The 26,572-nt window shown below is 68.2% G+C and carries 17 protein-coding genes, 3 rRNA genes and 1 pseudogene; 14 read left to right on the plus strand and 7 right to left on the minus strand.

Annotation, left to right across the window (positions count from 1 at the left end; translation table 11 throughout):
- Nucleotides 1-18 precede the first annotated feature (18 nt).
- Nucleotides 19-471, minus strand: coding sequence for a metallopeptidase family protein (locus tag EDD90_RS32860; protein ID WP_123981910.1), 453 nt, complete (start codon nucleotides 469-471; stop codon nucleotides 19-21).
- A gap of 329 nt (nucleotides 472-800) precedes the next feature.
- Between EDD90_RS32860 and EDD90_RS32865 the strand changes: the two genes are divergently transcribed.
- From EDD90_RS32865 to EDD90_RS32910, 9 genes and pseudogenes are all read left to right on the plus strand, one after another.
- A complete protein-coding gene (locus tag EDD90_RS32865; protein ID WP_185149296.1) occupies nucleotides 801-1,175 on the plus strand; it encodes a DUF3499 domain-containing protein in 375 nt (124 codons plus the stop codon).
- 254 nt (nucleotides 1,176-1,429) lie between these two features.
- Nucleotides 1,430-2,974 (plus strand): annotated as a pseudogene (locus EDD90_RS32870) (L-lactate permease).
- A gap of 220 nt (nucleotides 2,975-3,194) precedes the next feature.
- On the plus strand, nucleotides 3,195-4,562 hold the full coding sequence (locus EDD90_RS32875) for a phosphomannomutase/phosphoglucomutase (RefSeq protein ID WP_123976518.1): 1,368 nt from the start codon (nucleotides 3,195-3,197) through the stop codon (nucleotides 4,560-4,562).
- 113 nt (nucleotides 4,563-4,675) lie between these two features.
- Nucleotides 4,676-4,846: a Trm112 family protein gene (locus tag EDD90_RS32880; RefSeq protein WP_020940431.1), complete on the plus strand. Its 171-nt coding sequence runs from the start codon at nucleotides 4,676-4,678 to the stop codon at nucleotides 4,844-4,846.
- Nucleotides 4,847-4,923: 77 nt separating this feature from the next.
- Nucleotides 4,924-6,051, plus strand: a complete 1,128-nt coding sequence (locus EDD90_RS32885) for an SIS domain-containing protein (RefSeq protein WP_123976519.1) — start codon at nucleotides 4,924-4,926, stop codon at nucleotides 6,049-6,051.
- Between the two features lie 162 nt (nucleotides 6,052-6,213).
- On the plus strand, nucleotides 6,214-7,365 hold the full coding sequence (gene manA / locus EDD90_RS32890) for a mannose-6-phosphate isomerase, class I (RefSeq protein ID WP_123976520.1): 1,152 nt from the start codon (nucleotides 6,214-6,216) through the stop codon (nucleotides 7,363-7,365).
- Nucleotides 7,366-7,545: 180 nt separating this feature from the next.
- Nucleotides 7,546-8,526, plus strand: a complete 981-nt coding sequence (locus tag EDD90_RS32895) for a cation diffusion facilitator family transporter (protein ID WP_123976521.1) — start codon at nucleotides 7,546-7,548, stop codon at nucleotides 8,524-8,526.
- A gap of 482 nt (nucleotides 8,527-9,008) precedes the next feature.
- On the plus strand, nucleotides 9,009-10,466 hold the full coding sequence (ahcY, locus tag EDD90_RS32905; protein ID WP_123976523.1) for an adenosylhomocysteinase: 1,458 nt from the start codon (nucleotides 9,009-9,011) through the stop codon (nucleotides 10,464-10,466).
- Between the two features lie 182 nt (nucleotides 10,467-10,648).
- Complete coding sequence (locus EDD90_RS32910; RefSeq protein ID WP_123976524.1) at nucleotides 10,649-11,266, plus strand: hypothetical protein; 618 nt, start codon at nucleotides 10,649-10,651, stop codon at nucleotides 11,264-11,266.
- A gap of 33 nt (nucleotides 11,267-11,299) precedes the next feature.
- On the opposite strand, the gene EDD90_RS32915 is transcribed toward EDD90_RS32910, so the two are convergent.
- Entirely contained in the window at nucleotides 11,300-12,346 is a 1,047-nt protein-coding gene (locus EDD90_RS32915; RefSeq protein ID WP_185149297.1) for an RDD family protein, read from the minus strand.
- 142 nt (nucleotides 12,347-12,488) lie between these two features.
- On the opposite strand from EDD90_RS32915, the gene EDD90_RS32920 reads away from it, so the two are divergent.
- The 4 genes from EDD90_RS32920 (at nucleotide 12,489) to rrf (ending at nucleotide 19,194) form a co-directional block, all read left to right on the plus strand.
- Nucleotides 12,489-13,496 (plus strand): stage II sporulation protein M, encoded by a 1,008-nt coding sequence (locus tag EDD90_RS32920; protein ID WP_123976525.1) that lies wholly within the window; start codon nucleotides 12,489-12,491, stop codon nucleotides 13,494-13,496.
- Nucleotides 13,497-14,053: 557 nt separating this feature from the next.
- Nucleotides 14,054-15,577: ribosomal RNA gene (locus EDD90_RS32930) — 16S ribosomal RNA — on the plus strand.
- A 305-nt stretch (nucleotides 15,578-15,882) separates the two neighbouring features.
- Nucleotides 15,883-18,986: ribosomal RNA gene (locus EDD90_RS32935) — 23S ribosomal RNA — on the plus strand.
- Between the two features lie 91 nt (nucleotides 18,987-19,077).
- Nucleotides 19,078-19,194: ribosomal RNA gene (gene rrf / locus EDD90_RS32940) — 5S ribosomal RNA — on the plus strand.
- Together the 16S, 23S and 5S rRNA genes form the textbook arrangement of a ribosomal RNA operon.
- Nucleotides 19,195-19,299: 105 nt before the next feature.
- On the opposite strand, the gene EDD90_RS32945 is transcribed toward rrf, so the two are convergent.
- Genes EDD90_RS32945 through EDD90_RS32965 form a run of 5 tightly spaced genes read right to left on the minus strand, consistent with a single transcriptional unit; the run spans nucleotide 19,300 to nucleotide 24,976 of the window.
- Nucleotides 19,300-20,610 carry a DUF58 domain-containing protein gene (locus EDD90_RS32945; protein ID WP_123976526.1) on the minus strand — a complete coding sequence of 437 codons (1,311 nt, stop codon included), beginning with the start codon at nucleotides 20,608-20,610 and terminating at the stop codon, nucleotides 19,300-19,302.
- Nucleotides 20,610-21,599 (minus strand): MoxR family ATPase, encoded by a 990-nt coding sequence (locus tag EDD90_RS32950; protein ID WP_123976527.1) that lies wholly within the window; start codon nucleotides 21,597-21,599, stop codon nucleotides 20,610-20,612. Before EDD90_RS32950 ends, EDD90_RS32945 begins: the two co-directional genes overlap by 1 nt.
- Complete coding sequence (locus EDD90_RS32955) at nucleotides 21,599-22,795, minus strand: DUF4350 domain-containing protein (protein WP_123976528.1); 1,197 nt, start codon at nucleotides 22,793-22,795, stop codon at nucleotides 21,599-21,601. Before EDD90_RS32955 ends, EDD90_RS32950 begins: the two co-directional genes overlap by 1 nt.
- Nucleotides 22,792-23,547 carry a DUF4129 domain-containing protein gene (locus EDD90_RS32960; RefSeq protein ID WP_123976529.1) on the minus strand — a complete coding sequence of 252 codons (756 nt, stop codon included), beginning with the start codon at nucleotides 23,545-23,547 and terminating at the stop codon, nucleotides 22,792-22,794. The genes EDD90_RS32955 and EDD90_RS32960 overlap by 4 nt, the downstream gene beginning before the upstream one ends.
- 34 nt (nucleotides 23,548-23,581) lie before the next feature.
- On the minus strand, nucleotides 23,582-24,976 hold the full coding sequence (locus EDD90_RS32965) for a hypothetical protein (protein WP_123976530.1): 1,395 nt from the start codon (nucleotides 24,974-24,976) through the stop codon (nucleotides 23,582-23,584).
- 140 nt (nucleotides 24,977-25,116) lie between these two features.
- On the opposite strand from EDD90_RS32965, the gene mtnA reads away from it, so the two are divergent.
- Nucleotides 25,117-26,259, plus strand: coding sequence for an S-methyl-5-thioribose-1-phosphate isomerase (mtnA, locus tag EDD90_RS32970; RefSeq protein WP_123976531.1), 1,143 nt, complete (start codon nucleotides 25,117-25,119; stop codon nucleotides 26,257-26,259).
- Nucleotides 26,260-26,572 lie beyond the last annotated feature (313 nt).

A 26,572-nucleotide genomic window follows, 5' to 3' on the forward strand; every position in this document is an offset into this window, starting at 1 on the left:
TGCTGGTAGGGCCCCCGCTCAGTCCTCGCCGTAGCGGGGGTCCACCGTCTCCGGGGTGAGTCCGAGCAGCTCGGCGACCTGCTCCACGACGACCTCGTGCACCAGGGCGCCCCGTTCGTCGCGCCCCTTGGTGCGGATCTCGACCGGCCGTCGGTAGACGACCACCCGCGCCCTGCGTCCCTCGCGCGCGGGAATGATGCCGCCCAGCGGCACGGCCTCGTCGCTCCAGGTCTCGCCGTGCCGGTCCTGGAGCCGGGGTACCTCCAGCACCAGGAAATCGATGTCGGCGAGCTGCGGCCAGCGCCGCTCAAGGCGCTCCACGGAGTCCTGCACCAGGTCCGCGAACACGTCGGCGCGGCTCGCGGCCAGCGGCACCTGAGGTGGCGCGATCGGCCCGCGCATGCCCCGACCGTGGCGATCGCGTCGACGAGGCCCGGGGCCGGCGGCACGGGGCGGTACACGGTTCTCCATCACTGGTGAAGCGTAGTCCTCGCGGGCTCCGGCCGTGCTGTCCCGCGCCCCGACGGCGTCCTGGGCGACATGTCGGAGGATGACCAATCCGGCCAAGGTTGGGCTCGTTTCCGTATCTCCACAAGACCGACGGCCTCAAGGCAATTGACGTTGTTCGTACCGACTGATGACCGGATGCGGTACCGCCCCGGGGCCCGGACGACCCGGTCCACGCAGGTCAGCAAGGTGTGTCCGGAGGGGTGTGTGGGGCGTTTCACAGCACGACACGGTGGAGTGACCTGGGGGAGAGTCGTCGCGGCCCGCTCAAGAGTGCGGTACCGTCCAACCTCGTGAGCCCTGTACGTCGCTGTTCGCGAACCGCCTGCGGCCGACCCGCCGTCGCGACGCTGACGTACGTCTACGCCGACTCGACCGCGGTCCTCGGTCCGCTCGCCACCTACGCCGAACCCCACTGCTACGACCTGTGCGCCGAGCACTCCGAGCGCCTCACCGCCCCGCGCGGCTGGGAGGTCGTCCGACTCCTCGACGGTTCCGCCCCTGCGCGGCCCACCGGCGACGACCTGGAAGCCCTTGCGAACGCGGTGCGCGAGGCGGCCCGCCCCCAGGAGCGGGCGGCCCAAGCGGGCGGCGGCGGACGCGGCGCGGACCCGATGGAGGTCGCACGGCGCGGCCATCTGCGGGTGCTGCGGTCACCGGACAACTGACGTTCCTTCGGGCAAGCGACGTTCCTTCGGGTGGCTGACGTCCCTTCGGGTGTCCGAGGCCCCTTCGGGTGACTGACGCCGTCTCGGGTGGCTGACGTTCTTTCAGGTGGTCGGCCTCCTTCCCGGTGGTTGTCCTTCGTGTGCGTTCCGTTCAGCGGTGCGCACCCATTGACGCACGCTTGTCGCGGACACGACCATTCCGGGTGACCGTCGGCGGGAAATCGCTTTCTGCATGCCGGAACCCGAGGGCGCCCGTGCACGTCCAGGAACTGGAACCCGTCGCCGACTCGATGAGAGCCCATCTGGCGGGCCTGTGCGGCCTTCTGGCGGCCGTACTCGTCGCGAGGCTCGCCTACCGCATGCCGCTGGACCAGACGCTCTCCAGTGCCGCCCAGGGCGCCGCGTTCGGCCTGTTCCCCATCCTCTGGATCGTCGTCAACGCCCTGTGGGTGTACCGGATGACGGTCTGCACCCGGCACTTCGACGTCCTGCGCCGCTCGTTCGAACGGCTCTCCGGCGACCCGCGTATCCAGGCCCTGGTGATCGCCTTCTGCTTCGGCGCGTTGCTCGAGGCGTTGGCCGGATTCGGCGCCCCGGTCGCGATCTGCTCGGTGATGCTCGTCGCCCTCGGTTTCGACCCGGTCCGCGCGGCCGTGGTCTCCCTGGTCGCCAACACCGCCCCGGTGGCCTTCGGCGCGATGGGCACCCCGGTCGTCACACTCGCCCAGGTGACCGGGCTGCCCCTGGACTCGGTGGCCTCCGTGGTGGGCCGTCAGACCCCGCTGCTCGCGCTCGTGGTCCCCTTGGTGCTGGTCGGCCTGGTCGACGGCACGCGCGGGCTGCGCGAGACATGGATTCCCGCTCTGGCGTGCGGAACCGCCTTCGCCGCCGCCCAGTTCGCCGCCTCCAACTACGTCTCCGCCCAACTCGCCGACATCTGCGCCGCGCTGGCCGGCGCGGCCGCCCTGGTCGCCGTACCGCACGCGCGCGTGCCCGCCGCGGCGGAGGTCCGCGCCGCCGTTCTCACGGGTGCCCGCAGCGCGGACCTCGACGAACCCGACCCGCGCCCCGAAGTCCTGCGCGCCTACGCCACGTACGCCCTGATCGTCACCGTCTTCTCGATCGCTCAGATCCCGGCCGTCAAGGACTGGCCGACAAAGGCCAACCAGGTCTACGACTGGCCCTTCCTGAACGCCGTCAACCCAAGGGCCAACCGATCGGTGGAAATCTCTTCACCTGGCCGATCGTCTCCACGGGCGGCACGCTCGTGCTCTTCGCCGGCATCGGCGCGGCGGCCGTCCTGCGCGTGCACGCGCGCGTGGCGGCCGCGGAATGGGTGGCGACGGTACGGGAACTGCGCTTCGCGATCCTCACCGTGACCTCCGTCCTCGCCCTCGCCTACGTCATGAACCTCTCCGGACAGGCCGCGACGATCGGCCACTTCGTGGCGGCGGCCGGTGCGGGGCTCGCCTTCCTGTCGCCGGTCCTCGGCTGGTTCGGTGTCGCCGTCTCCGGGTCGGACACCTCGGCCAACGCGCTCTTCGGAGCGCTTCAGGTGAGCGCGCGCACGAGTCCGGACTCTCGCCGGAACTCCTGGCGGCCGCCAACAGCTCCGGCGGCGTGCTCGGCAAGATGATCTCCCGCAGAACCTGACGATCGCCTGCGCGGCGGTCGGCCTGGCGGGCCGTGAGGGGGACCTGCTGCGGAAGGTGCTGCCATGGAGCCTCGGGCTGCTGCTGGTGATGTGCCTGATCGTGGTGGGGCAGAGCTCGCCGGTGCTGGGGTGGATGCTGCCGTGACCGGTCACAACGATCCTGGCGACCGGTCCTCCCGGAGGCCCACGCGCCCCCGGTCTTTCTCCGATCCAAGTGGATCCCAGTTGATCTCGATCGATCTCTGTCGATCCCGCCCGGTCGCCACCGTGAGTCCGCTGAGGGATCTGCTGGGGCATCCCACGTCTGGCGCTTACCCGGGGCAGGTAGCTTGGGGCGATCGAGAGGATTCCAGGAGGGTTGGCCTGTGGCTGCTGCTGATCTGTCGCAGATCGTGAAGGCGTACGACGTGCGCGGGGTGGTCCCGGACCAGTGGGACGAGGCGCTCGCCGAGTTGTTCGGCGCCGCGTTCGTCCAGGTGACCGAAGCCACCGCGATCGTCGTCGGCCACGACATGCGGCCGTCCTCGCCCGGTCTGTCCCGCGCCTTCGCGCGCGGTGCGGCGGCCCGGGGGGTCGACGTCACCGAGATCGGCCTGTGCTCGACGGACCAGCTGTACTACGCCTCGGGCGCCCTCGGTCTGCCCGGCGCGATGTTCACGGCCTCGCACAACCCGGCGCAGTACAACGGCATCAAGATGTGCCGCGCGGGAGCCGCGCCGGTGGGCCAGGACACCGGTCTGTCGGAGATCCGCGAGCTGGCGGAGCGCTGGTTGCAGGAGGGCGCCCCCGAGCCGGCCGCCACGCCGGGAACGATCACCACCCGCGAGACGTTGTCGGACTACGCGGCCCATCTGCGCTCGCTCGTGGACCTGACCTCCAGCCGTCCCCTGAAGGTCGTGGTCGACGCGGGCAACGGCATGGGCGGCCACACGGTCCCGACGGTCTTTGAGGGCCTGCCGCTGACCCTGGTCCCGATGTACTTCGAACTGGACGGCACGTTTCCCAACCACGAGGCCAACCCCCTGGACCCCGCCAACCTGGTGGACCTCCAGCAGCGGGTCCGCGCCGAGTCCGCCGACCTGGGCCTGGCCTTCGACGGTGACGCGGACCGCTGCTTCGTGGTGGACGAGAACGGCGACCCGGTCTCCCCGTCGGCGATCACGGCTCTCGTCGCCGTGCGCGAACTCGCCCGCAACGGCGGCAAGGGCACGGTCATCCACAACCTGATCACGTCCTGGACCGTCCCCGAGGTGGTGCGGGAGAACGGCGGCACACCGGTCCGCACCCGCGTCGGCCACTCCTTCATCAAGGCCGAGATGGCGAGGTCCGGCGCGATCTTCGGCGGTGAGCACTCGGCCCACTACTACTTCAAGGACTTCTGGAACGCCGACACGGGCATGCTGGCCGCCCTGCACGTCCTCGCGGCCCTCGGCGGCCAGAGCGGCCCCCTGTCCTCCCTGGTGGACCAGTACGACCGCTACGTCGGCTCCGGCGAGATCAACTCCACGGTCGCCGACCAGCAGGCCAGCCTCGCGGAGATCCGCGCGGCCTACGGAGACCGCGGCGATGTCACCCTGGACGACCTCGACGGCCTGACCGTCACCGCCGCCGACTGGTGGTTCAACGTCCGCCCGTCCAACACGGAACCGCTGCTGCGCCTGAACGCGGAGGCGAGGGACGAGGCGACGATGACGAAGGTACGCGACGAGGTACTGGCGATCATCAGAGCGTGACGAACGGGTCCGCCCCGGCCACCTCGCCCCACCCGCCACCCATGGCCAGCCCGACCCACCCCACCGGCGGTAATCTGACCGCACGCGAACATCCCACCCCGAAGGGAAACCCCATGCCGCTCGAAGCCGGCCTCCTGGAGATCCTCGCCTGCCCGGCCTGCCACGCCCCCCTCAAGGAGCAGGACGCCGAGCTGATCTGCACCGGCCAGGACTGCGGCCTGGCGTACCCCGTCCGCGACGGCATCCCCGTCCTCCTCGTCGACGAGGCCCGCCGCCCCGCGTAAGCAGTAGGCGGTAAACCGTAAGCAGTAAGCCCCACAACCGCAGAACACCAGGACCCCGGCAACCGGAGGCCGCTCCCATGCTCGACGATTCGCTGCTCGACACCCCGGAGGGCCTTGCCGAGGCCGACCGCCGCGGTCTGCTGCGCGGTGCGGCCGAGGCCGGCGCCCGCGTCCGTACGGCCGCCCGGCACGCCATCGAGGCCGGTGTCCAGGAGCTGAAACCGGACGGCCGCCCGCGCGCCGTCCTGATCGCCGGCCCCGGGGTCGCGGCCACCCACGCCGCCGACCTCCTCGGCACGCTGGCCGGCGCCGGCAGCCCCGTCACCCGGTTGGCCCCCACCGGCGTCGCCCCGGCCGCCGGCGCCCTGCGCTGGGAGCTCCCGGGCTGGGCCGGCTCCGTGGACCTGCTGCTGATCGCCACCCCGGACGGCACCGAACCCAGCCTCTCCCTCCTGACCGACCAGGCCTACCGGCGAGGCTGCTCGGTCGCCGCCGTCGCCCCCGCCGACACCCCGCTCGCCGAAGCGGTGGCCGGCGCGCACGGCCTGTTCGTCCCGATGGCGACGGCACCGTACGACCAGGACGAGCCGCTCGCGGGCTCCTCTCCTGGCGTCCTGTGGGCGCTGCTCACCCCGCTGCTTGCACTCCTCGACCGCATCGGCCTGGTCACCGCCCCGCCGGACGCCCTGGACAAGGTCGCCGACCGCCTCGACCACATCGCCGAGCGCTGCGGGCCGGCCATCGCGACCTACAGCAACCCGGCCAAGACCCTCGCCGCGGAACTCGCCGACGCGCTCCCGGTGATCTGGACGGAGGGCGACTCGGCAGGCCCGGCCGGCCGCCGCTTCGCCGCCGCCCTCGCCGAACTGGCCGGCCGCCCCGCCCTGGCCGCCGAACTCCCCGAGGCCCTGGCGGCCCACACCGCCCTGCTCGCCGGCCCGCTCGCCGCCAGTGCCGACCCCGACGACTTCTTCCGCGACCGCGTGGAGGAGCAACCCGCCCTGCACGCGTGCGTAGTGCTGCTCCGCGACCGCCCGCTCGGCGGCCTCACGGCCGCTCCCGCCGCCCGCGAACTGGCGCTGAGCCACGACACCCCGATCAGCGAGCTGGAGCCCGAGGCGGGCGACGAGCTGGAGACCCTGGCGGAACTGATCGCCGTCACGGATTTCGCCGCCGTTTACCTTGCGCTCGCTTCGAGGGCCTGAGGTGGACACCTACACCGGAACCGCCGCACGAAGGGCGGCCTGAAGGCCGTACCGAAGGCCAGCCGGTGCGGGAACACACGGTGAACACGACCGCCGAACACCGCGGCGCGACGTGATTCGCCGCCGTACGCAGACAGAACCGGCCGAGCGCAGAGAGAAGTCATGGACCGCCTCGACAACACCGTCCGCCCCTACGCCTGGGGTTCCCCGACCGCCATCCCGAAGCTCCTCGGGGTGGAGCCGAGCGGCGAGCCGCAGGCGGAGATGTGGATGGGCGCGCACCCGGGCGCCCCGTCGCGCACCGCGCGCGGCACGCTCGTCGAGGTCATCGACGCGGACCCCAAGGCCGAACTGGGCGAGGCGGCCGTGGCGAAGTTCGGCCCGCACCTGCCCTTCCTGCTCAAGATCCTCGCCGCCGGCGCCCCGCTCTCCCTCCAGGTGCACCCCAACCTGGAGCAGGCCAGGGCGGGTTACGAGGACGAGGAGCGGCGGGGCATCCCGGTGGACGCCCCGAACCGCAACTACAAGGACGCCAACCACAAGCCCGAACTGATCTGCGCGCTCACCGAGTTCGACGGCCTGTGCGGCTTTCGCGTCCCGGAGCAGGCGGCCGAACTCCTCGACAGCCTCGGTGTCGACACCCTCAAGCCGTACGTCGACCTGCTGCGCGCCCACCCCGAGGAGGCGGCCCTGCGCGAGGTCCTCACCGCGATCCTCATCGCCGACCGCGAGGAGATGGCCCACACGGTCGCCGAGGCCACCGCCGCCTGCGCCCGCCTCGGCGGCGACTACGTGCCGTACGCCGACATCGCCCACCACTACCCCGGCGACCCGGGCGTGATCGCGGCCATGCTTCTCAACCACGTCCGCCTGCAGCCCGGCGAGGCGCTCTTCCTGGGCGCCGGCATCCCGCACGCCTACCTGAACGGCCTCGGCGTCGAGATCATGGCCAACTCCGACAACGTCCTGCGCTGCGGCCTGACCCCCAAGCACGTCGACGTCCCAGAACTCCTGCGCATCGTCCGCTTCGAGGCGGGCGACGCGGGTGTGCTGCGCCCCGAGGCCGCCCCGGACGGCGAGGAGGTCTACGAGACGCCGATCGACGAGTTCCGGCTCTCCCGGTACGTCCTGCCCGAGGGCACCGCCGCCCATGACCTGACCCTGCCCACCCCGCAGATCCTGCTCTGCACGGCCGGCACGGTCCGGGCGGGCGAGTACGACCTGGGCCCCGGCCGGTCGGTGTTCGTCCCGGCGGGCGAAAAGGCGGAGGTGTCGGGTGCGGGTACGGTCTTCCGCGCGACGGTGATCGTCTGAGGGAACGTGTTTCCGGATAGGTCCGACTGTCGTACCGAGGTTGTGGATACCTGACGAGTCGCTCCCGGGCAGGGCTGCAAGAATGACCCACCGGCAAAGCACGGGCAAAGAGCCCGCACACGGACGAGCGCGCGCCTGGACGGCGTAGACGGACGACGGCGAGAAGGGACAACGCGACACATGAGCGCGTCAGGCGGCACCAAGGCGATCGTGGCGGCACTCGGCGCCAACCTCGCGATCGCGGTATCGAAGTTCGTGGCGTTCGCGTTCAGCGGCTCCTCGTCGATGCTCGCCGAGGGCGTCCACTCGCTCGCCGACTCCGGCAACCAGTTCCTGCTGCTCATCGGCGGCAAGAAGGCCCAGCGCGAGGCGACCCCGCAACACCCCTTCGGCTACGGCCGCGAGCGGTACATCTACGCCTTCCTCGTCTCGATCGTCCTCTTCTCGGTCGGTGGCATGTTCGCCATCTACGAGGGCTACGAGAAGATCAGCCACCCGCACGAAGTCGAGCACTGGTATTGGCCGGTGGGCGTCCTCGTCTTCGCGATAATCGCCGAGGGCTTCTCCTTCAAGACGGCCATCAAGGAGTCCAACGAACTGCGCGGCAAGCTGTCCTGGTCGCAGTTCATCCGCCGCGCCAAGGCCCCCGAGCTGCCCGTCGTCCTCCTTGAGGACTTCGGCGCGCTCATCGGTCTCGTGCTCGCCCTCGGCGGCGTCGGCCTCGCCCTGCTCACCGGTGACGGCGTCTGGGACGGCGTCGGCACGGTCTGTATCGGTGTCCTGCTCGTCCTGATCGCCCTCGTCCTGGCTGCCGAGACCAAGTCCCTGCTGCTCGGCGAGGCCGCGGGCCTCGAAGAGGTCAAGAAGATCGAGGCCGCGATCGTCGACGGCGACACGGTCACCGGCATCATCCACATGCGCACCCTCCACCTCGGCCCCGAGGAACTCCTGATCGCCGCCAAGATCGCCGTCCAGCACGACGACACGGCCGCCGAGGTCGCGAGCGCCATCAACGCCGCGGAGGCCCGCATCCGCGAGGCGGTCCCCATCGCCCGTGTGATCTACCTGGAGCCCGACATCTACAGCGAGGCCGAGGCCGCCAAGGGCCCCGACCCGAAGGCCACCCCGGGCGGCCCGACCCCCCACCCGGCCGGCCACTGAGCCTCCTGGCCGACGGCCCGGGCCTGCTTCCTCACACGAGGCGCCGTCCCGGACGCCCCGCGAGCCTGATCGCAATCCTCGATCTCCGCCCGCCCCGCAACGCCCCCCAACCCCGGCTCAAGGGCACGAAAGACCTGGTAGAACCCGGTCTGCCGCATTCTGCTCGCTCCCTCACAGAGACCCCCCGCACTCCTTCGCACTCCAGTCCGCCGAGCACACCCCCGCCCCACGAACGGCGTGAACTGTTCGGAGGCGGACTGGGGACGGCCCGCCCCTCCGGTGTAGCTTGGGACGGAGCCAGACGTCGCTGCTGATGGCGGTCGGGCGGTCCCACGCGGGCCGTCCGAGGGAGAGAGGGCCTCCGACGGACTGCGCTGCGTGCACGCGGGCATGCCTGTGTCCTCCTTTCGGGCACCCCTGTGTCCGCCGCCGCGCAGACCAGCCGTACCCACCCTCGCCCCAACCCCGAGGAGCAGCTCGCAATGACGACTGTCGACAACCGACAGGACTTCAAGGTCGCCGACCTCTCCCTGGCCGCCTTCGGCCGCAAGGAGATCACCCTCGCCGAGCACGAGATGCCCGGCCTGATGTCGATCCGCAAGGAGTACGCCGACGCGCAGCCGCTGGCCGGCGCCCGCGTCACCGGCTCCCTGCACATGACCGTGCAGACCGCCGTCCTGATCGAGACCCTGGTGGCCCTGGGTGCCCAGGTCCGCTGGGCGTCCTGCAACATCTTCTCCACCCAGGACCACGCGGCCGCCGCCATCGCCGTCGGCCCGAACGGCACGGTGGACAACCCGCAGGGTGTCCCGGTCTTCGCCTGGAAGGGCGAGACCCTGGAGGAGTACTGGTGGTGCACCGAGCAGGCGCTGACCTGGCCGGACAGCCCCACCGGCGGCCCCAACATGATCCTCGACGACGGCGGTGACGCCACCCTCCTCGTCCACAAGGGCGTCGAGTACGAGAAGGACGGCAAGGTCCCGTCCGTCGACACCGCCGAGTCCGACGAGCACCGCGTCATCCTCGAACTCCTGCACCGCACCATCACGGACGGCTCGCAGAAGTGGACCCAGCTCGCCTCGGAGATCCGCGGCGTGACCGAGGAGACCACGACCGGCGTCCACCGCCTGTACGAGATGCAGCGCGACGGCGTTCTCCTCTTCCCGGCGATCAACGTCAACGACGCCGTCACCAAGTCGAAGTTCGACAACAAGTACGGCTGCCGGCACTCCCTGATCGACGGCATCAACCGCGCCACCGACGTCCTGATCGGCGGCAAGACCGCCGTCGTCTGCGGCTACGGCGACGTGGGCAAGGGCTGCGCGGAGTCCCTGCGCGGACAGGGCGCCCGCGTCATCGTCACCGAGATCGACCCGATCTGCGCCCTCCAGGCAGCGATGGACGGCTACCAGGTCACGACCCTCGACGAGGTCATCGACAAGGCCGACATCTTCATCACCACGACCGGCAACAAGGACATCATCATGGCCGCCGACATGGCCAAGATGAAGCACCAGGCCATCGTCGGCAACATCGGCCACTTCGACAACGAGATCGACATGGCCGGCCTCGCCAAGGTCCCGGGCATCGTCAAGGACGAGGTCAAGCCGCAGGTCCACACCTGGACCTTCCCCGACGGCAAGGTCCTCATCGTCCTCTCCGAGGGCCGCCTGCTGAACCTGGGCAACGCCACCGGTCACCCGTCGTTCGTGATGTCCAACTCCTTCGCGGACCAGACGCTGGCCCAGATCGAGCTGTTCGCCAAGCCCGACGAGTACCCGGTCGGCGTCTACACGCTGCCCAAGCACCTCGACGAGAAGGTCGCCCGCCTGCACCTGGACGCGCTCGGCGTGAAGCTGACGACGCTGCGCCCCGAGCAGGCCGCGTACATCGGCGTGGAGGTCGACGGCCCGTACAAGTCGGACCACTACCGCTACTGAGTCCGCGACCCGGCCACCGGGGAGCACGCCAGTGCACTGACGTGCTCTCCCGGAGGCAGGTCCTCCGGTCCATCGAGGCAGGCCCCCGCACCCCCGTGCCGGGGGCCTGCCCCTTTGGTCCGCCGTCCGCCCACCCGGCCGGTGGGCGCCGGACTCTCACCCCGTCAAGCCCCAGGACCCCCATGCCCCGCGGCCGTTATTCGCTTCACGATCCGCACGATCGCACCCCCCTCGGCGAAGAACACTTCCAGTGCGCCCCCGGCCCCTCCGGCTGGCGTTATGTCTCCCAAGTGACCACCCCCTCCGGTGACCACAGCGGCTCCGTCGATCTCGCCCTCGACGACCTCGGCCGCCCCATCCGTCTGGAACTCCACGCTGGAGGCTGGCAGGTGCGCGGCGCCGCCCTGGACGGCGTCACCTGGGTCCGCACGGACCCCACCGGCACCCATGCCACCGAAGGCAATGTGCGCGCCCACGCCTTCACCGGCACGTCCCCCGCGTTCCTGATCGCCACCGCCCGTCTCCTGCGCCTCCCCCCTTCCGCCGCCGCGACCCGCGTACGCCTCGTGGCGTTCACGGACCCGGTCCTCGCCCCGCGCACCGTGGACCAGTCCTGGGCCTTGCTGAGAAGAGAAACACACGCCACTGACAACGGCCCCCTGACCGTGGACGAATACCAGGTCACAGCCCTGGACACGGGCGAACAGCACACCGTGCACCTCGCCGGCGACGTGGTCCTCGCAGCGCCCGGACTCGAACTGGAGGACCTGCAGTCGCCACCGTCCGTCTTCAACGACTGACCGTCTTCGACGACTGACCGGAAAGGTTCGTGCTCAGGCAGGCGGCGCGAACCCGGTGGCGGGCCGCTCGGGCGCCGGTGCGGGAGAGGCGCCGGGCACCGGAGCCGGAGCCGCCTGGTCGCCCGGCACGGGATACGTCACGGCCGGCGCGGTGGGCCCGGACTGACCAGGCGACGGCGGCGGGACGGGCGCCTGGGGCACCGGAGGGGCGTAGCCAAGGGGCGCACCGGGCGCACCCGGGACCGAGGGGCCGTACGAGGGGCCGTACCCATACGGAGTGGCAGGGGCCGTCAGGGCGTACGCGTTGGGCGCACCGGGTTCCGAAGAAGTCTGGCCCGCGAAGGCCCGCCGGGCCTCACGGGACTGCCGCTCCTGCACCACCGCCGCGAGATAGGCGGTCGGCGGAACGCCCTGCGGCGCCGGGGTCCCCGTCCGGCTCGCGATGTCCGCCGCGAGCCGCTCGGCCATCACCCAGGAGACCTGCGGATCGAGCTGCTGCATCCGCGTCAGGTATTGCCGGACAGCCAGCCACAGCCCGTCCGGAACGGCCGACAGGTCCAGCTCGGCGAAACGTCCCGACAGCCAGGGCGGAGGCGGCGGAATGAAACGGGCCTGCCCGACGGGCACCCGCTCCCGAACCACCAGGGTCCCCGCGAACACGTCCCCCAACCGTCGGCCGCGCGCCGAGATCAGCGAGGCGATACAGGCGACGACGCCGAACGTCATCAGGATCTCGACCACGCCGAGGGCACCGCGCACCAGCGCGTGCCGGAACCGGATGGGCCCGCCGTCGTCACGTACGACGCGCAACCCGCAGGCCATCTTGCCCAGCGATCGGCCATGGCTCAGCGTCTCCACCGCGATCGGCCCGCCCACCAGCAACAACAGGAACGTGGCGATCGACAGCGCGACCTGCGCAGCCTCGTCGAGCGAGGCCGTGGCCGCCACCAGGGCAAACGACACACCGATGTACACGGTGATGGCCACGATCAGGTCGAGCAGCACCGCCAGTGCCCTGCTGGGCAGCTTCGCGGGACGCAGCTCGAGCGCCACCGCCTCACCCGTCACCAGCCCACTCACGCCCGCCGCCTTCCCCTGGTCTGCCCCGTACAGCGCAAGTCTGCCAAGCTGAGGGCGCATCGCGCCCCAGTACGACAAGCTGACAGCTGCGCAGATTGCTACGACAGGCAGTCGACGACCAGCCGAGGAGCAGGCAGACCCGATGGACCTCGACGTCTTCGTCTCCGCACACCGAGCCGAGTGGGACCGCCTTGACGTGCTCCTCCGTCGCCAACGGCGCCTCAACGGAGCCGAAGCCGACGAACTCGTCACCCTCTACCAGCGCACCGCCACACACCTCTCCCTGATCCAGTCCAGCGCCCCCGATCCCCAGCTCGTCGGACGCCTCAGCCAACTGGTGGCACGCGCGCGCAGCGCCGTGACGGGAACCCGTCGGGCCTCCTGGCGCGACGTCGCCCGTTTCCTGGGGCAGGGATTCCCGGCCGCTGTCTACCGTTCCCGACACTGGTGGGTGCCCACGGCGCTGATATCCACCGCTCTCGCGATCCTCCTCGGCTGGTGGATCGGCACACACCCGGACGTGCAGTCGAGCATCGCGGCCCCCAGCCAGCTCCGGGAGCTGACCCGCCCCGGCGGCGAGTACGAGACCTACTACTCCAGCCACCCCGCGGCCTCCTTCGCAGCCCAGGTTTGGACGAACAACGCCAGGGCCGCCGCGATGTGCCTGGTCCTGGGCGTTTTCCTCGGCCTGCCGGTTCTCCTGATCCTGTTCGAGAACATGCTCAACCTGGGCGTCGGCTTCGGACTGATGTCCTCGGCCGGCCGTCTCGACACCTTCCTGGGTCTGGTCCTCCCGCACGGGCTCCTCGAACTCACCGCTGTCTTCGTGGCCGCGGGTACCGGGCTCCGCCTTGGCTGGACACTCATCGACCCGGGCCCGCGGAGCCGCCGTACGGCCCTTGCGGAAGAAGGGCGCGCCGCTGTGGGGATGGCGATCGGCCTGGCTCTGGTCCTGTTCGTCTCCGGCGCCATCGAAGGCTTCGTCACCCCGTCCGGCCTGCCGACCTGGGCCCGGATAAGCATCGGAGTGGTCGCTGAGCTGGCATTCCTTGCCTATGTCTTCGTTCTCGGCGGCCGAGCCGCGCGAGCCGGTGAGACGGGCGACCTCGAGGAAGCCGAGCGCAGCGCGTTCGTCCCAACGGCCGCCTGATGTGCGGAGACCCCCCGTGAGCTGCTAGTCTCCTCTTCGCCCCGGAAGACCCATTGACACGGGTCGGGTGGGGAGGTAGATTCAAACAGTTGCCTAGAACTGGACAAGTTCAGGGCCGATCGTTAGAATCAATCTGCTTCATAACGGAGACTTCTCTCCGGTACATCGAAGCCACCCTCCGATTTACTCAGAAATGAGTGGCCGGTCAGACCGGCCAAGAACTTCTGATAAAGTCGGAACCGCCGGAAAGGGAAACGCGAAAGCGAGAACCTGGAAAGCACCGAGGAAATCGGATCGGAAAAAGATCTGATAGAGTCGGAAACACCGAAGGGAAGCCCGGAGGAAAGCCCGAGAGGGTGAGTACAAAGGAAGCGACCGTTCCTTGAGAACTCAACAGCGTGCCAAAAATCAACGCCAGATATGTTGATACCCCGTCCGTCGGAACATTCCGATGGTCGAGGTTCCTTTGAAAAAACACAGCGAGGACGCTGTGAACGGTCGGATCATTCCTCCGACTGTTCCGCTCTCGTGTGTGTGCACCGGATTACCGGTAAACATTCACGGAGAGTTTGATCCTGGCTCAGGACGAACGCTGGCGGCGTGCTTAACACATGCAAGTCGAACGATGAACCACTTCGGTGGGGATTAGTGGCGAACGGGTGAGTAACACGTGGGCAATCTGCCCTTCACTCTGGGACAAGCCCTGGAAACGGGGTCTAATACCGGATAACACTCTCACGGGCATCTGTGAGGGTTAAAAGCTCCGGCGGTGAAGGATGAGCCCGCGGCCTATCAGCTTGTTGGTGAGGTAATGGCTCACCAAGGCGACGACGGGTAGCCGGCCTGAGAGGGCGACCGGCCACACTGGGACTGAGACACGGCCCAGACTCCTACGGGAGGCAGCAGTGGGGAATATTGCACAATGGGCGAAAGCCTGATGCAGCGACGCCGCGTGAGGGATGACGGCCTTCGGGTTGTAAACCTCTTTCAGCAGGGAAGAAGCGAGAGTGACGGTACCTGCAGAAGAAGCGCCGGCTAACTACGTGCCAGCAGCCGCGGTAATACGTAGGGCGCAAGCGTTGTCCGGAATTATTGGGCGTAAAGAGCTCGTAGGCGGCTTGTCACGTCGATTGTGAAAGCCCGAGGCTTAACCTCGGGTCTGCAGTCGATACGGGCTAGCTAGAGTGTGGTAGGGGAGATCGGAATTCCTGGTGTAGCGGTGAAATGCGCAGATATCAGGAGGAACACCGGTGGCGAAGGCGGATCTCTGGGCCATTACTGACGCTGAGGAGCGAAAGCGTGGGGAGCGAACAGGATTAGATACCCTGGTAGTCCACGCCGTAAACGGTGGGAACTAGGTGTTGGCGACATTCCACGTCGTCGGTGCCGCAGCTAACGCATTAAGTTCCCCGCCTGGGGAGTACGGCCGCAAGGCTAAAACTCAAAGGAATTGACGGGGGCCCGCACAAGCGGCGGAGCATGTGGCTTAATTCGACGCAACGCGAAGAACCTTACCAAGGCTTGACATACACCGGAAACGTCTGGAGACAGGCGCCCCCTTGTGGTCGGTGTACAGGTGGTGCATGGCTGTCGTCAGCTCGTGTCGTGAGATGTTGGGTTAAGTCCCGCAACGAGCGCAACCCTTGTTCTGTGTTGCCAGCATGCCCTTCGGGGTGATGGGGACTCACAGGAGACCGCCGGGGTCAACTCGGAGGAAGGTGGGGACGACGTCAAGTCATCATGCCCCTTATGTCTTGGGCTGCACACGTGCTACAATGGCCGGTACAATGAGCTGCGATACCGTGAGGTGGAGCGAATCTCAAAAAGCCGGTCTCAGTTCGGATTGGGGTCTGCAACTCGACCCCATGAAGTCGGAGTCGCTAGTAATCGCAGATCAGCATTGCTGCGGTGAATACGTTCCCGGGCCTTGTACACACCGCCCGTCACGTCACGAAAGTCGGTAACACCCGAAGCCGGTGGCCCAACCCTTGTGGAGGGAGCTGTCGAAGGTGGGACTGGCGATTGGGACGAAGTCGTAACAAGGTAGCCGTACCGGAAGGTGCGGCTGGATCACCTCCTTTCTAAGGAGCACTTCTTACCGGTTCAGGCCGGTCAGGGGCCAGTACATCGGCGAATGTCCGGTGCTGGTTGCTCATGGGTGGAACGTTGATTATTCGGTCTGACTCTCGGGTCGGAGGCTGCAAGTACTGCTCTTCGGAGCGTGGAACGCATGATCTTCGGGCGGGGTTCGGCCGGGCACGCTGTTGGGTGTCTGAGGGAATGATCTTCCTTCAGTCGCCGGCCCCAGTGAACTCCAGGCTCTGGCTTGGGGGTGATGGGTGGCTGGTCGTTGTTTGAGAACTGCACAGTGGACGCGAGCATCTGTGGCCAAGTTTTTAAGGGCGCACGGTGGATGCCTTGGCACCAGGAACCGATGAAGGACGTGGGAGGCCGCGATAGTCCCCGGGGAGTCGTCAACCAGGCTTTGATCCGGGGGTTTCCGAATGGGGAAACCCGGCAGTCGTCATGGGCTGTCACCCACTGCTGAACACATAGGCAGTGTGGAGGGAACGAGGGGAAGTGAAACATCTCAGTACCCTCAGGAAGAGAAAACAACCGTGATTCCGGGAGTAGTGGCGAGCGAAACCGGATGAGGCCAAACCGTATGCGTGTGAGACCCGGCAGGGGTTGCGTATACGGGGTTGTGGGATCTCTCTTTCACGGTCTGCCGGCCGTGAGACGAGTCAGAAACCGTTGATGTAGGCGAAGGACATGCGAAAGGTCCGGCGTAGAGGGTAAGACCCCCGTAGCTGAAACATCAGCGGCTCGTTTGAGAGACACCCAAGTAGCACGGGGCCCGAGAAATCCCGTGTGAATCTGGCGGGACCACCCGCTAAGCCTAAATATTCCCTGGTGACCGATAGCGGATAGTACCGTGAGGGAATGGTGAAAAGTACCCCGGGAGGGGAGTGAAATAGTACCTGAAACCGTGTGCCTACAAGCCGTGGGAGCACTTCGGTGTGACTGCGTGCCTTTTGAAGAATGAGCCTGCGAGTTTGCGGTGTGTTGCGAGGTTAACCCGTGTGGGGTAGCCGTAGCGAAAGCGAGTCCGAATAGGGCGTATGAGTAGCACGCTCAAGACCCGAAGCGGAGTGATCTAGCCATGGGCAGGTTGAAGCGGAGGTAAGACTTCGTGGAGGACCGAACCCACCAGGGTTGAAAACCTGGGGGATGACCTGTGGTTAGGGGTGAAAGGCCAATCAAACTCCGTGATAGCTGGTTCTCCCCGAAATGCATTTAGGTGCAGCGTCGTGTGTTTCTTGCCGGAGGTAGAGCACTGGATAGGCGATGGGCCCTACCGGGTTACTGACCTTAGCCAAACTCCGAATGCCGGTAAGTGAGAGCACGGCAGTGAGACTGTGGGGGATAAGCTCCATGGTCGAGAGGGAAACAGCCCAGAGCATCGACTAAGGCCCCTAAGCGTACGCTAAGTGGGAAAGGATGTGGAGTCGCAGAGACAACCAGGAGGTTGGCTTAGAAGCAGCCACCCTTGAAAGAGTGCGTAATAGCTCACTGGTCTAGTGATTCCGCGCCGACAATGTAGCGGGGCTCAAGCGTACCGCCGAAGTCGTGTCATTGCAGCATATAGCCCCAACGGGTGCTGTGATGGGTAGGGGAGCGTCGTCTGCCGGGTGAAGCAGCACCGGAAGGTAGTTGTGGACGGTTGACGAGTGAGAATGCAGGCATGAGTAGCGATTCACACGTGAGAAACGTGTGCGCCGATTGACTAAGGGTTCCTGGGTCAAGCTGATCTGCCCAGGGTAAGTCGGGACCTAAGGCGAGGCCGACAGGCGTAGTCGATGGATAACCGGTTGATATTCCGGTACCCGCTGTGAAGCGTCAAACATCGAACCAGGCGATGCTAAGTCCGTGAAGCCGTTCCGGACCCTTCGGGGAAAGGAAAGTGGTGGAGCCGACGGACCAGACTTGTAGTAGGTGAGTGATGGGGTGACGCAGGAAGGTAGTCCATCCCGGGCGGTGGTTGTCCCGGGGTAAGGGTGTAGGACGCTGTCTAGGCAAATCCGGACAGCACATAGTCTGAGACCTGATGCCGAGCCGATTGTGGTGAAGTGGATGATCCTATGCTGTCGAGAAAAGCCTCTAGCGAGTTTCATGGCGGCCCGTACCCTAAACCGACTCAGGTGGTCAGGTAGAGAATACCGAGGCGTTCGGGTGAACTATGGTTAAGGAACTCGGCAAAATGCCCCCGTAACTTCGGGAGAAGGGGGGCCACACCTGGTGAGAGAGTTTTCCTCTTGAGCTGGGGGTGGCCGCAGAGACCAGCGAGAAGCGACTGTTTACTAAAAACACAGGTCCGTGCGAAGCCGTAAGGCGATGTATACGGACTGACGCCTGCCCGGTGCTGGAACGTTAAGGGGACCGGTTAGCTCTGATTCGTCGGGGCGAAGCTGAGAACTTAAGCGCCAGTAAACGGCGGTGGTAACTATAACCATCCTAAGGTAGCGAAATTCCTTGTCGGGTAAGTTCCGACCTGCACGAATGGCGTAACGACTTCTCGACTGTCTCAACCATAGGCCCGGTGAAATTGCACTACGAGTAAAGATGCTCGTTTCGCGCAGCAGGACGGAAAGACCCCGGGACCTTTACTACAGTTTGATATTGGTGTTCGGTTCGGCTTGTGTAGGATAGCTGGGAGACTTTGAAACTCGGACGCCAGTTCGGGTGGAGTCGTCGTTGAAATACCAGTCTGGTCGTGCTGGATGTCTAACCTGGGTCCGTGATCCGGATCAGGGACAGTGTCTGATGGGTAGTTTAACTGGGGCGGTTGCCTCCTAAAGAGTAACGGAGGCGCCCAAAGGTTCCCTCAGCCTGGTTGGCAATCAGGTGTTGAGTGTAAGTGCACAAGGGAGCTTGACTGTGAGACCGACGGGTCGAGCAGGGACGAAAGTCGGGACTAGTGATCCGGCGGTGGCTTGTGGAAGCGCCGTCGCTCAACGGATAAAAGGTACCCCGGGGATAACAGGCTGATCTTCCCCAAGAGTCCATATCGACGGGATGGTTTGGCACCTCGATGTCGGCTCGTCGCATCCTGGGGCTGGAGTCGGTCCCAAGGGTTGGGCTGTTCGCCCATTAAAGCGGTACGCGAGCTGGGTTTAGAACGTCGTGAGACAGTTCGGTCCCTATCCGCTGTGCGCGTAGGAGTCTTGAGAAGGGCTGTCCCTAGTACGAGAGGACCGGGACGGACGAACCTCTGGTGTGCCAGTTGTTCTGCCAAGGGCATGGCTGGTTGGCTACGTTCGGGAGGGATAACCGCTGAAAGCATCTAAGCGGGAAGCCTGCTTCGAGATGAGGACTCCCACCTCTATAAGAGGGTAAGGCTCCCAGTAGACGACTGGGTTGATAGGCCGGATCTGGAAGCCAGGTAACTGGTGGAGGTGACCGGTACTAATAGGCCGAGGGCTTGTCCTCAGTTGCTCGCGTCCACTGTGTTGGTTCTGAAACCACGAACAGCCCCATGCCAGGGTCACGGCATGGTGCGGCATTCACAGTTTCATAGTGTTTCGGTGGTCATAGCGTGAGGGAAACGCCCGGTTACATTCCGAACCCGGAAGCTAAGCCTCACAGCGCCGATGGTACTGCAGGGGGGACCCTGTGGGAGAGTAGGACGCCGCCGAACAAATATTGAGAGAGAGCCCCACACCTCACGGTGTGGGGCTTTTTCGCGTTTAGGGGTCTGTGAATAGAAAAAGGCAGGCCCACACACGGGCCTGCCGTGCGATCTTCAGAGCCGGCCCGCCGCTTTCAAAGCGAGGTACGCATCCGCCAGCGCGGGTGCGAGGTCATCAGGCGTCGCGTCCACAACCGTCACACCGTGCCGACGGAGTTGCTCTGCGGTCCGATGCCGTTCGCCCTGGGCCTGCGCCGCTGCCGCTGCTTCGTATACCGCGTCGGCGTTCCCACGGGCCGTCGCCATTTGGGAGACATGCGGGTCGGCCACAGACGCGAGCAGAACTGTGTGACGTTGGGTCAGTTGGGAGAGCACGGGAAGCAGGCCCTGTTCGACAGGTGCGGTGTCGAGTGTCGTCAACAGGACGATCAGGGAACGGCGTGGAGCCGAACGGAGTGCCATGGCTGTGAGGCCGCGTGCGTCGGTTTCGACGAGCTCGGGCTCGAGCGTGGCCATTGCGTTGACCAGGGACGGCAGCACATCGCCCGCGGAGCGGCCCTGGACGAGGGCGCGGACCCGGCGGTCGTAGGCGAGAAGGTCCACGCGATCGCCCGCTCGCGAGGCGAGGGCCGCGAGGAGGAGCGCCGAGTCCATCGAGGCATCCAGGCGTGGGGCGTCACCGACTCGGCCGGCGGAGGTGCGGCCGGTGTCGAGGACCAGGAGGATGTGCCGGTCGCGTTCGGGGCGCCAGGTGCGTACGGCCACTGTCGACTGCCGCGCCGTGGCTCGCCAGTCGATGGAACGGGTGTCGTCACCGGGGACGTACTCGCGCAGGCTGTCGAATTCTGTGCCCTCGCCCCGCGTGAGAACGCTGGTGCGACCGTCGAGTTCACGCAATCGGGCGAGTTTTGACGGCAGGTGCTTGCGGCTGGTGAACGGGGGCAGAACTCGGACAGTCCAGGGCACCTTGTGGCCGCCTTGGCGGGAGAACAGGCCGAGGGGGCCGTAGGAGCGGATCGTGACGCGGTCCGCCTGGTGGTCACCGCGGCGGGTGGGGCGAAGCCGGGTCGTGATGCGTCGGCGTTCCCCTGCGGGGACGGTGAGGCGGTGGCGTGATGCCTCGACCTCGGTGCCGGGTTGCCAGCTGCTGGGCGGCCAGCCGTCCCTGAGGCGGGCCCGGAGCGGCCGGCCGGCCGGGTTGGTCACCGTCAGGGTGACGTCGGCGGTCTCGCCCAGGCGGGCCGAGGTGTCACCGGAGCGGGTCAGTACGAGCCGTCGTACCGGAGCCGCCAGGGCGAAGTCGCAGGCGCAGGCCAGGGCCAGCGACCCGTCGACCGCGAGGATGCCTGTCCAGCTGGGTCCCCACAGGCCGATGGGGATCGATCCGATTGCCGCGAGGAGGGCGGCCCGTCCGGTGAGCGGCATCAGCGGGGGACCGGGACGTGGGCGAGGATCGCGTTGATGACGGAGTCGGCGGTCACGCCCTCCATCTCGGCCTCGGGGCGGAGCTGAATGCGGTGGCGGAGAGTGGGCAGGGCGAGGGCCTTCACGTCGTCGGGGATGACGTAGTCGCGGCCCGTCAGCCAGGCCCACGCACGCGAAGTGGCCAGCAGAGCGGTGGCGCCACGCGGGGAGACGCCGAGGGTGAGGGACGGCGACTCGCGGGTGGCGCGGCAGATGTCCACCACGTAGGCGGTGATCTCGGGGGAGACGCTCGTCTTGGCGACCGCTGTGCGGGCAGCTTCGAGGTCGGCGGGGCCGGCCACGGGGCGTACGCCGGCGGCTCGCAGGTCGCGTGGGTTGAAGCCCTCGGCGTGCCGGGTGAGGACGTCGATCTCGTCCTGGCGGGAGGGGAGAGGGATTGTCAGTTTGAGCAGGAAGCGGTCGAGTTGGGCTTCGGGAAGGGGGTATGTGCCCTCGTACTCGACCGGGTTCTGGGTCGCGGCGACCAGGAACGGCTCGGGGAGTGGGCGCGGCGTACCGTCGACCGTGACCTGGCGTTCCTCCATGGCTTCGAGGAGGGACGACTGCGTCTTGGGCGGGGTGCGGTTGATCTCGTCCGCGAGGAGGAGGTTGGTGAAGACCGGGCCGGGCTGGAAGGAGAACTCGGCGGTGCGGGTGTCGTAGACGAGGGAGCCCGTGACATCGCTCGGCATCAGGTCGGGGGTGAACTGGACGCGCTTGGTGTCCAGTTCGAGCGCGGATGCGAGGGTGCGGACGAGCAACGTTTTGGCGACTCCGGGGACTCCTTCAAGTAGCACGTGTCCGCGGCACAGGAGAGCGACGACGAGGCCGGTCACGGCGGGGTCCTGGCCGACCACGGCTTTGGCGATCTCGGCGCGGAGGGCCTCCAGGGAGGACCTGGCGTCGGCCGGGTTCCCGGTGCTCCCGGCGTTGTCAGTGGTCGGGTCCATCATGGACGGCGTACCTCTCTTTCGAGGGCGTCGAGTTGGTCGGTGAGGGCGATGAGGGCCGCGTCGTCGCCGGGCGGCGGTCCGAAGAGAAGGGAGTGCAGGGTCTGTCCGTCGCCGTGGAGTTGGGCGGACAGGGCAGGGAGCAGGGCCTCGGGTGCGTGCGCCTGGGAGACGGGGACGCCGACGAGGGGGGCTAGCCGGGTGCGTGCGGTGGAGCGAAGAGCGGCGGCCGCGCGGTCGCGTGCGTTGGCCTTGCGATAGAGACGGGCGCGGCCTTCGACGGTTTCGGAGGCGCGGATCGCCACAGGGAGTTTCTCGGGCACGAGGGGGCCGAGTCGGCGTGCCCGCCAGAAGGCGGCGAGGGCTGTGGCGATGAAGAGTTGGAGCGTGCCCCAGAGCCAGCCGGAGGGGAGCAGGTCGAAGAGGCTCTTCTGTTCGCCGGTGCCGGTGGCCGAGGAGTCGGAGAGCGAGGGGAGGTACCAGACCAGATGGGGGCGGGAGCCGAGGAGTTGGAGCGCGAGCGAGGCGTTGCCCTGCTCGTCGAGACGGTCGTTGAGCAGGATGTCGGGGGCGCCGAGGACTACGGTGTCGCCGCCTCCGGTGGCCGTGGGGACGCGGATCAGCGTGGCCAGCCGCTGGCTGGGGTAGCAGGAGTCGGCGTCGAGGTGGGTGGTGGTGTAGCGGATGCCGCCGGTGTCGGCGCTGCCCGCGCGGCGGGCCTCGGCCAGGCCGCAGTGGGGATCGAGCGTGGATTTGAGGCTGGTGGCGGGGTCGGCGGTGACGCCCGGGGCGAGCCGTTCGACGGACGAGCCACCGGCGGCGACCAGGATGGTGCGCCCGCCCGAGCCGGCGGTCGACGCCCGCAGTTGGGACTGCTGGTGCGGGGTCAGCAGGTCGGGTATGGCGACGAGAAGGGTGGTGTCGCGGCCGGCCGCGGCGCGGGCCTCGGCCAGGGTGGTGACCACGCGGGTGGACACACCCCGGTCGGCGAGGAGTTCGGCGACGGCACGGCTGCCGTAGCGGTCGGCGGAGCGCGGGTCGAGGTCGCCGTGTCTGTTGTCGGAGCGGATGACGGCGATGGCGACGGCCCCGGCCAGGAGGAGCACCACGGCGAGGACGATGCCTCGGGTGCGGGTCCACACCTGGCGGGTGGTGGGCGCCGTGGAGGTCGCCGGGATGACTGCGCCGGTGGTCATTCGGCGGCTCCCTGGCGGGTGTTGTGGGCCGTGCTGTGGGCGCTGGTGGCGAGTACCGGCTTGGTGCGTTCCAGGTCGCGGTCGAGTTCGGCGATGCGCTCGTACGACGCCTGGGTCGCCCTGCGGCCGCCGTACGTGACGTCGTCGAACTCGCGGGCGGCGGCGCGCAGCCCGTCCGTGTGGGCGGGCAGGGCGCGGCCGGCTTCGGCGGCGGCCTCGTCTGCGGTGCGGCCGGGACGGACATCGAGCAGGGCGCGTTCTTCCAGGGCGCGGACGACACCGCGCATGCGTTCCTGGAGGGCCTGGTTCCAGTGGCCCTGGGCGGCGTGGGCCTCGGCGGCGGCGCGGTGCTCGGCGGCGCTGCGGGGGCGGTCGTCGAACAGAGCGGCGGCGGAGGCCGGTTGGCGGCGCGGGGTGCCCAGGCGCCACCACAGGGCGCCCAGGACGGCGATCACGGCCAGGACCACGACGACGAGGCCCAGCGCGCCTCCGGGCGTCGCGGACGCGGCGACGGAGAGCAGGCGGTCGATCCAGTCCAGGACGGCGTTCAGGGCGCGCTGGAACAGCCCGGGGTCGTTCTCGTGGTACATCCGCTTGGACAGCTCACGCCGTGCCGCTTCTCGTGCGGGGTCGCGCGGAATGGTCACGGGTGGCTTGTCGCCCGAGCCGGCAAGCGACAGCAGAGCTGTGTCACGGGCCCGCAGCAGGCCTTGTACGGCCTCGTCGACGGCGCGCGGCAGGATTGCCGGCATCGTTGTGAGGACTCCCCCCGTCGGACTCACTACATCAGCTCCCCGGGACGGCGCCGGGGGTGCCGGCGCCGTAGTCCTCGACATCGGCGGCGCGGGCCAGTTCGAGGTCGAGGGCCTCGCGGCGGATGCGCTGGTCGATGTAGAGGAGCACGGTGACGCCCGCGTTGATCGGGAAGGTGAGCATGGAGCCGATCACCGAGCCGATTCCGCTGACGACGAGGAACGTCCAGCCGTAGTTGCTGTTGGTCCCCTGGAGGAAGCCGCTGAAGCCGTCGCCGCCGAGGTAGGCCCCGAGCACCGTGAAGGGGACCACGGCGAGCGACGAGACGATGTTGGCGATGATCGTGGCCAGGAACTGGATGCCGAAGACCCGCCACCAGGAGCCGCGGACCAGCTTGGCGGAGCGGCCCAGCGACTTGGTGATGCCTTGCTTCTCCAGCATCAGGGCGGGCGAGGCCAGGGAGAAGCGGATCAACAGCCACACGGTCACGATGGCGCCCGCGAGGATGCCGAGGACGAGCAGTGCGGCGATGGCGCCGCCCGGACCGCCGGCGATCGCGACGACGATGCCGGGCAGCGCTCCCACGAGCAGGACGCCGACCGCGATGAGCCCCATCAGGACGATGAGGCCGAACAGTTTGAGGACCTGCGGACGGGCGTCGCGCCAGGCCTCGCCGGCGCTGACGGACCTGCCGAGGACGGCGCGGCTGGTGACGGTGGTCAGCAGGGCTGTCGCGATGATGGTCCCGACCAGGGAGATCAGCAGGACGGCGACCGAGCTGAGCATGACCTCGCCGGCGGCGCGGGACACCTCGCTGAGGGAGGCGCTCGGGTCGCTGAGGGAGTCGGTGGTCTCGGTGTCGTTCAGGACAAGGCCCTGAAGGAGGATCACCGCGACCTCGGTGACGACGGCGACGGCCAGCGAGATGCCGAGGACCGTGCGCCAGTGGGTGCGCATGGTGGAGACGGCACCGTCGAGGATCTCGCCCACACCGAGCGGGCGGAGCGGGATCACACCGGGCTTGGCGGCGGGCGGGGGACCGCCCCAGCCGCCGCCCCAGGCTCCGTATCCGCCGGGCGGCCCGTAACCTCCGGGCGGGCCGTATCCGCCAGGGGGACCGTAACCGCCGGGTCCACCGGGGCCTCCGTGACCGCCGCCGGGGGGCCGGCCGCCCCAGCCGGGGCCGGGGGGTGGGGGCGGCGGTGCCTGGCCTGGTGCCGGGGCGCCCGTGGGCGCGGACCACTGGCTGGGCGGCGGCTGCTCCTTCGACCACTTCGAACCGGAACCCTCTGGATCCGTGCCTGGCTGTTCGGCGGGCTGTTCGGCAGGCACTGCGGGAACAGGGCGGTCGGCAGGGGCGGACGCGCCGGGTTCCCGCCCGTCGGACGGGGCGGATCCGGGCGAGGCCCAGCCCGGAGTGTCGTTCATCGAAGCTCCTTCACGGTGCCCGTCCGCGGTCGCGGTGGCAGGTTGGCAGCCATCGTGCCATGGGGCGGTCGCCCAGTGACCGGCCGCGGTAGAGGCTGCGCACCTTCAATTGTCCGCGGGATACGGGGCAGACTGACGGCATGGCTGATCAGTACGCGCAAACCGGCGAGGACAAGAGGCCGACGGGGATGGCCGTGATCCGGTGGGAGGAGCCTCCCGAAGGTCCTGTCGTGGTTCTTCTCGACCAGACCAGACTGCCCACCGAGGAGGTCGAGCTGGTGTGCACGGACGCGCCGGCGCTGGTGGAGGCGATCCGTTCGCTCGCGGTGCGCGGGGCGCCGCTGCTCGGGATAGCCGGGGCGTACGGCATCGCGCTAGCCGCCGCGCGGGGCTTCGACGTGGACGAGGCCGCGGCGGCGCTGGCGAGTGCCCGGCCGACCGCGGTGAATCTGTCCGTAGGGGTGCGCAGGGCCGCGTCGGCGTACCGGGCGGCCCTGGCCAAGGGCGGGGACACCGGGGCGGCGGCCGCGGCGGCACTGGTGGCCGCGCGGGCCCTGCACCAGCAGGACGCCGAGGCCAGCGTCCGGATGGCCGGGCACGGGCTCGCGCTGCTGGACGAGCTGCTGCCGGGCGGAGGGCACCGGATCCTCACCCACTGCAACACCGGTTCGCTGGTGTCGGGAGGGGAGGGCACGGCGTTCGCGGTGGCCCTTCAGGCTCATCGGGCGGGGCGGTTGAGGCGGCTCTGGGTGGACGAGACGCGTCCGTTGCTGCAAGGTGCTCGCCTGACGGCATACGAAGCGGCTCGCAGCGGTATGGCGTACACCTTGCTCACCGACAACGCGGCCGGTTCGCTGTTCGCGGCGGGTGAGGTGGACGCGGTGCTGATCGGGGCGGACCGGATCGCGGCCGACGGATCGGTGGCGAACAAGGTGGGGAGCTATCCGCTCGCGGTGCTCGCGCGGTACCACCATGTGCCGTTCATCGTGGTGGCCCCGGTGACGACGGTGGATCCGGAGACACCGGACGGGGCGGCCATCGAGGTCGAACAGCGCCCCGGATTTGAGGTGACCGAGGTCACAGCACCGCAGGCGCCCGTGACGGGAGCGGGAGGCGGGATTCCGGTGGCACCCCTGGGAACCCAGGCGTACAACCCGGCGTTCGACGTGACGCCGCCGGACCTGGTGACGGCGATCGTCACCGAGGAAGGCGTCGTTTCGCCCGTGACGGCAGAGGCACTTGCCGAGTTGTGTGCCAGGTCGCGCCAGGTAACGATCAGCTAATGGGACGATGTCGGCTCGACTGACGGAAATGGCCCCTCCACCTGCGGCGATTCGCATTCCGAGGGGCCGTGACATCTCCGGCTGACATCAAGGCAATGCCACATCAGGCGGCATGGAGGGGGCACCGCTCGTCTGCTGCGAGACGGACTTCCCCTTGCCGGGCGTAGAAGCCGCCGTCCAGCCACCCGGTGCCCCCACATGTGCATTGGTCGGGGTCAAGGGAGAGTCGCAGGCTCACGGTGTAGTGGGCACCCTCGGGAGCCCTGCCGGGGCTGTGTGAGCCGAGGGAACACGAGCAGGGGAGGCCATCAGC

It is taken from the genome of Streptomyces sp. Ag109_O5-1 (assembly GCF_003814875.1).
Classification (GTDB): domain Bacteria; phylum Actinomycetota; class Actinomycetes; order Streptomycetales; family Streptomycetaceae; genus Streptomyces; species Streptomyces sasae.